This window comes from Amnimonas aquatica (assembly GCF_002943415.1).
Lineage (GTDB): Bacteria > Pseudomonadota > Gammaproteobacteria > Pseudomonadales > Moraxellaceae > Perlucidibaca > Perlucidibaca aquatica_A.
This window is the reverse complement of record NZ_PTQZ01000064.1, coordinates 1-5,337: the sequence shown is the minus strand read 5'-3', so window position 1 is coordinate 5,337 and position 5,337 is coordinate 1. Positions and strand designations below refer to the sequence as shown.

Here is a 5,337-nt window from a genome sequence, read left to right as displayed (position 1 = left end):
TGGCTTCGCTGCGCGAATACCTGACGCCCGAGCTGCACGCTGCCCTGTCGGCCGAGCGCGCCAGCCTGGCCGTGGCACCGTCCACGGAAGTGCTGTCGGTGCGTACCGAACTGGTGCGTGCGGACCAGCGCTTCGGCATGGCCGAGGTCAGCATCCGTTTCAGCGGGCGCTACCGTGACCGCGTCGAAGGCGTGGAAGAGGACTTCATCGATATCTGGCACCTCGAGCGCGACTACGGCCGCGCTGATGCGCCATGGCACATCACCGGCATCGAGACCGCCTGAGGTCTCTCAGATGCCGGTCATGCCGGCCCGCGGCAGGGCGACCTGCAACGGGCGGCATGGCACCAGATTGCTTTCGAACTGCCGTGCGGCCTTCTCCCAGCCGCAGGCCAGCGCGGCCTCCCGCACAGCCTTCCGGTCCAGCGTCAGCGCCGCCAGGCAGGCATCACGCAAATCCTCGCGCAGACAGCCCGTCAGCCCTTCCCGTACCACGTCCACCGGCCCGGTGACGGGGTAGGCAGCCACCGGCAGCCCCGATGCCATGGCTTCCAGCATCACCAGCCCGAAAGTGTCGGTGCGGCTGGGGAACACGAACACATCGCCACCGGCCAGCAGTCCCGCCAGTTCCTCGCCGAACTTGTAGCCGGTGAAGTGCGCATCCGGGAAGCGCTCCTCCAGTTCGCGGCGCGCGGGGCCGTCGCCGATCACCAGCTTGCTGCCGGGCAGGTCGAGCGACAGGAAGGCGGGCAGGTTCTTCTCCACGGCCAGGCGGCCGACATAGACCCAGACCGGTCCTGGCAGGTCCAGCGGCTGTCGCCGGTGCGGATCGAACAGGGTCGTGTCGACACCGCGTCCCCACATCACGGTGTTGCCTATGCCATGCCGCGCCAGCTCGGCACGCACCTGCGGCGTGGCGACCATGGTGGCGGATGCACCATTATGGAACCAGCGCAGCAGGCGGTAGACCGTGGCAGCAGGAATGATGGGGAAGCGCTGGTGCACGAAGTCGGGGAACTGCGTGTGGTAGGAGGTGGTGAAGCACAGGCCGCGGCGCATGCACCAGGCGCGCGCCGCCAGGCCCAGCGTGCCCTCGGTGGCGATGTGCACGCGATCCGGCGCGAACTCGTCCAGCAGGCGGCCCAGGCGGCGTCCGGGGAACAGCGGCAGGCGGATCTCCGGGTAGCTGGGCAGCGGCACGGTGATGAAGCCGCTGGCGGGAGAGAAGACCTCCACGTCATGGCCGAACTGCCGCAGCAGTTCGCGGGTGCGGGTGAGGGTGGTGACCACCCCGTTGACCTGGGGTGCCCAGGCGTCAGTGCAGATGGCTATTTTCATGCCTGCAGGCTGCGGCATGGGTGTTGCAGGGAAATAACCGTCTCGTGACGATGTGAAGACGGCGCGCCTGTCATCAATCCGTCACGACAGTGAAACCTGATCTTATTGTCCCGACCTTAAGGTGACGATATGGAAAAGACCACTGCTCCGCTCACCACGCCGTTCGCCGGCAGCCTGGCCAGACTCGATGTACTGGAGCACCGCCTGTGCGTGGCGTTCAACCAGACCTCGCGGCGCGAAGCCGTGCGGCTTTTCTTCCGCATCGTGAGCCGGCTCGGCGATGGCGTGTTCTGGTACCTGCTCATGATCGTGTTCATGATGCAGGGCCAGACCGGCCGCCTCGCCGCCGCGCAGATGGGCGCCACCGCGCTGGTCGGCGTCATCATCTACAAGCTGCTCAAGGGGCGCCTCGTGCGCGAGCGGCCGTTCATCTCGCACCGCGACATCTGCTGCGGCTGCCCGCCGCTCGACCGCTACAGCTTCCCGTCCGGGCACACCCTGCAGGCGGTGCTGTTCACCACCGTCGCGCTGGCCTGGTTTCCGACGCTGGCCGTGCTGCTGCTGCCGTTCACCGTGCTGGTGGCGCTGTCGCGCATGGTGCTCGGCCTGCATTACCCGACCGATGTCATCTGCGGCGCGGCGATCGGTTTCGGCCTGGCGCATGCCGCGCTGGCGCTTTGGCCGCCGCTGGTCTGAGTCGTCGCGTGTCCCGGGGCGCTAGCTCCGGCGGATGCGGAAAGCGGCCCAGCAAAAAGCCCGGCACATGGCCGGGCTTTCTGTTTCAGCGCATCAGGATCAGGTCAGCTGAGCGACGTTGATCTTGTCGGCCTGTTCCGTGTACTCGCCGATCTTGTCGAAGTTCAGGTAACGGTAGATGTCACCCGCCATCGAGTCGATCTTGCCGGCGTACTCCATGTACTCGGCGACGGTCGGGAGCTTGCCCATCACGGCGGCGACGGAAGCGAGTTCGGCCGAGGCGAGATAGACATTGGCACCCTGGCCGAGACGGTTCGGGAAGTTGCGGGTCGAGGTCGACACGCAGGTGGTGTTCGGCGCGACACGGGCCTGGTTGCCCATGCACAGCGAGCAGCCCGGCATTTCGGTGCGGGCACCGGCGCGGCCGTAGATGTTGTAGTAGCCTTCTTCCATCAGCTGGTGCTCGTCCATGCGGGTCGGCGGAGCCAGCCACAGGCGGGTGGCGAGCGAGCCGCCTTCCACCTTGTCGAGCAGCTTGCCGGCGGCACGGAAGTGGCCGATGTTGGTCATGCACGAGCCGATGAACACTTCGTCGATCTTGGCGCCGGCGACTTCGGACAGCGGCTTGGCGTCATCCGGGTCGTTCGGGCAGCACAGGATCGGTTCCTTGATCTCGTTCAGGTCGATCTCGTACACGGTGGCGTATTCGGCATCCTTGTCGGCGCGCAGCAGCGACGGATTGGCCAGCCACTTCTCCATGGCCTCGATGCGGCGGGCGATGGTGCGCGCGTCGCCGTAGCCCTGCGAGATCATCCACTTCAGCATGGTGATGTTCGAGGTCAGGTATTCGGCCACGGACTTTTCGCTGAGCGTGATCGAGCAGCCGGCGGCGGAGCGCTCGGCGGAGGCGTCGGACAGCTCGAAAGCCTGTTCCACGGTCAGGTCTTCGAGACCTTCGATTTCGAGGATGCGGCCGTTGAAGACGTTCTTCTTGCCCTTCTTCTCGATGGTCAGCTCGCCACGCTGGATGGCGGCGTAGGGAATGGCGTGCACCAGGTCACGCAGGGTGATGCCAGGCTGCATCTTGCCCTTGAAGCGGACCAGCACGGACTCCGGCATGTCCAGCGGCATGACGCCGGTGGCGGCGGCGAAGGCGACGAGGCCGGAGCCGGCCGGGAACGAGATGCCGAGCGGGAAGCGGGTGTGCGAGTCACCGCCGGTGCCGACGGTGTCGGGCAGCAGCATGCGGTTCAGCCAGGAGTGGATGATGCCGTCACCCGGACGCAGCGACACGCCGCCGCGGTTCATGATGAAGTCCGGCAGGGTGTGGTGGGTGTTGACGTCGACCGGCTTCGGGTAGGCGGCGGTGTGGCAGAACGACTGCATCACCAGGCCGGCGGAGAAGCCCAGGCAGGCCAGGTCCTTCAGCTCGTCGCGGGTCATCGGGCCGGTGGTGTCCTGGGAGCCGACGGTGGTCATCTTCGGTTCGCAGTAGGTGCCCGGGCGGATGCCGGTGCCTTCCGGCAGGCCGCAGGCGCGGCCGACCATCTTCTGCGCCTGGGTGTAGCCCTTGCCGGTGTCGGCCGGCTGCACCGGGTGGCGGAACAGCGTCGACGGTTCCAGGCCCAGCGATTCGCGGGCCTTGGCGGTCAGGCCGCGGCCGATGATCAGGTTGATGCGGCCGCCGGCGCGCACTTCGTCCAGCAGCACCGGGGTCTTCAGCGGGGCCTGGGCGATTTCGGCGCCGTTCTTGCTGGCGGTGACCAGCGCGGTGTCGTGATCGATGCGGATCACGACTTCATCGCCCATGTTCATCTGGTTGACGTCGAGCTCGATCGGCAGGGCGCCGGCGTCTTCCATGGTGTTGAAGAAGATCGGGGCGATCTTGGAGCCGATGCAGACACCGCCGTCACGCTTGTTCGGGATGTGCGGAATGTCGTTGCCGAAGAACCACAGCACCGAGTTGGTGGCGGACTTGCGGCTGGAGCCGGTGCCGACCACGTCGCCGACGTAGGCGACCGGGTTGCCCTTGGCGATCAGTTCCTTGATCTGGTTCAGCGGGCCGATTTCCTGCGGCTTTTCCGGGCGGATGCCGTCGCGCACGTTCTTCAGCATGGCGTTGGCGTGCAGCGGGATGTCCGGGCGGCTCCAGGCATCCTGTGCCGGGGACAGGTCGTCGGTGTTGGTCTCGCCGGTGACCTTGAAGACGGTGACCTTGATCTCGCGCGGCACTTCCGGACGGCTGGTGAACCATTCGGCGTCGGCCCAGGACTGCAGCACGGCCTTGGCGTTGGCGTTGCCGGCCTTGGCCTTCTCTTCCACGTCGTGGAAGGAGTCGAACACCAGCAGGGTCTTCTTCAGGGCTTCGGCGGCGGCGGCGCCCAGCTCGGCGTCATCCAGCAGGCCGACCAGCGGTTCGACGTTGTAGCCACCGAGCATGGTGCCCAGCAGGTAGACGGCGCGGGCCTTGTCCACCAGCGGCGAGCTGGCGTCGCCCTTGGTGACGGCGGCCAGGAACGCGGCCTTGACGTAGGCGGCCGGGTCGACGCCGGCGGGCACGCGGTTCTCCAGCAGGTCGACCAGGAAGGCCTCCTCGCCGGCCGGCGGGTTCTTCAGCAGTTCGACGAGGGCAGCGACCTGCTTGTCGTCCAGGGGCTTCGGGGGCACGCCGAGGGCGGCGCGTTCGGCAACATGGCTGCGGTAGGCTTCGAGCACAATAGTGTCCTCTACGGGTCGGCGGGGCGCTTACCCTTCGGTCGTCTATGCCGAAGCACATGGCGTGCCAAAGGTGAAGCAGGAATTTCGGTCGCGGATTGTAGACCAAACACCTGCTGAAAGTAAGGTCGTTACGTGGCCGTACGCTTCACCTTAGGTCGCAGTCTGCGGGCCGCGCCGGACGAACGGCGACATGCCCGCGGTTGCGGGCGGGGATCACTTGAAGCCGAAGCGCTCGTCCAGGGTACCCTTGTCGCTGGGGCTCTTGGTCGCGTAGTCGCGCGGCGGTTCGTAGGCCGAGTAGTCGCCTTCCTCCAGCTGGGTGTAGGGGCTGACGTAGGTATTGGACTGGGCCGGGCCCTGCAGGCTGGCGAAGGCGCGCGCGGGATTGTCTTCGCGCTGGCGCTTGGGGTCGTCGCACAGCGTCAGTGCGCCCTGCACCAGGTGCTCGTGCACGTCGCGGTAGCGCTGGGTAAGCTCGTTGACCAGACTGGCGGTCTGCTCGAAGTGCTCGCGGACATCATGCTGGTAGCGCTCGTGGCGGCCCTGCAGGTCGTTCAGCAGGGCTTCGAGTTCCTGCACGCGGACA

4 protein-coding genes are annotated in these 5,337 nt (G+C 66.8%); 1 reads left to right on the top strand and 3 read right to left on the bottom strand.

Annotated features, from left to right (window positions below; genetic code table 11):
• Positions 1-290: 290 nt before the first annotated feature.
• Positions 291-1,337, bottom strand: a complete 1,047-nt coding sequence (locus tag C5O18_RS04100) for a glycosyltransferase family 4 protein (RefSeq protein ID WP_158249262.1) — start codon at positions 1,335-1,337, stop codon at positions 291-293.
• A gap of 129 nt (positions 1,338-1,466) precedes the next feature.
• Between C5O18_RS04100 and C5O18_RS04095 the strand changes: the two genes are divergently transcribed.
• A complete protein-coding gene (locus tag C5O18_RS04095; protein WP_105191702.1) occupies positions 1,467-2,033 on the top strand; it encodes a phosphatase PAP2 family protein in 567 nt (188 codons plus the stop codon).
• A 99-nt stretch (positions 2,034-2,132) separates the two neighbouring features.
• Here C5O18_RS04095 and C5O18_RS04090 read toward each other — a convergent pair whose 3' ends face one another.
• Both C5O18_RS04090 and C5O18_RS04085 read right to left on the bottom strand, forming a co-directional pair.
• Positions 2,133-4,748 (bottom strand): bifunctional aconitate hydratase 2/2-methylisocitrate dehydratase, encoded by a 2,616-nt coding sequence (locus C5O18_RS04090; protein ID WP_105191700.1) that lies wholly within the window; start codon positions 4,746-4,748, stop codon positions 2,133-2,135.
• A gap of 216 nt (positions 4,749-4,964) precedes the next feature.
• Positions 4,965-5,337 (bottom strand): Z-ring associated ZapG family protein (locus tag C5O18_RS04085; RefSeq protein WP_105191698.1); only part of this gene is annotated, 373 nt, incomplete at its 5' end.

Excerpts from the sequence above, each read along its gene's own strand:
- C5O18_RS04100 (WP_158249262.1), bottom strand. The coding sequence starts at position 1,337 with ATGAAAATAGCCATCTGCACTGACGCCTGGGCACCCCAGGTCAACGGG.
- C5O18_RS04095 (WP_105191702.1), top strand. The coding sequence starts at position 1,467 with ATGGAAAAGACCACTGCTCCGCTCACCACGCCGTTCGCCGGCAGCCTG.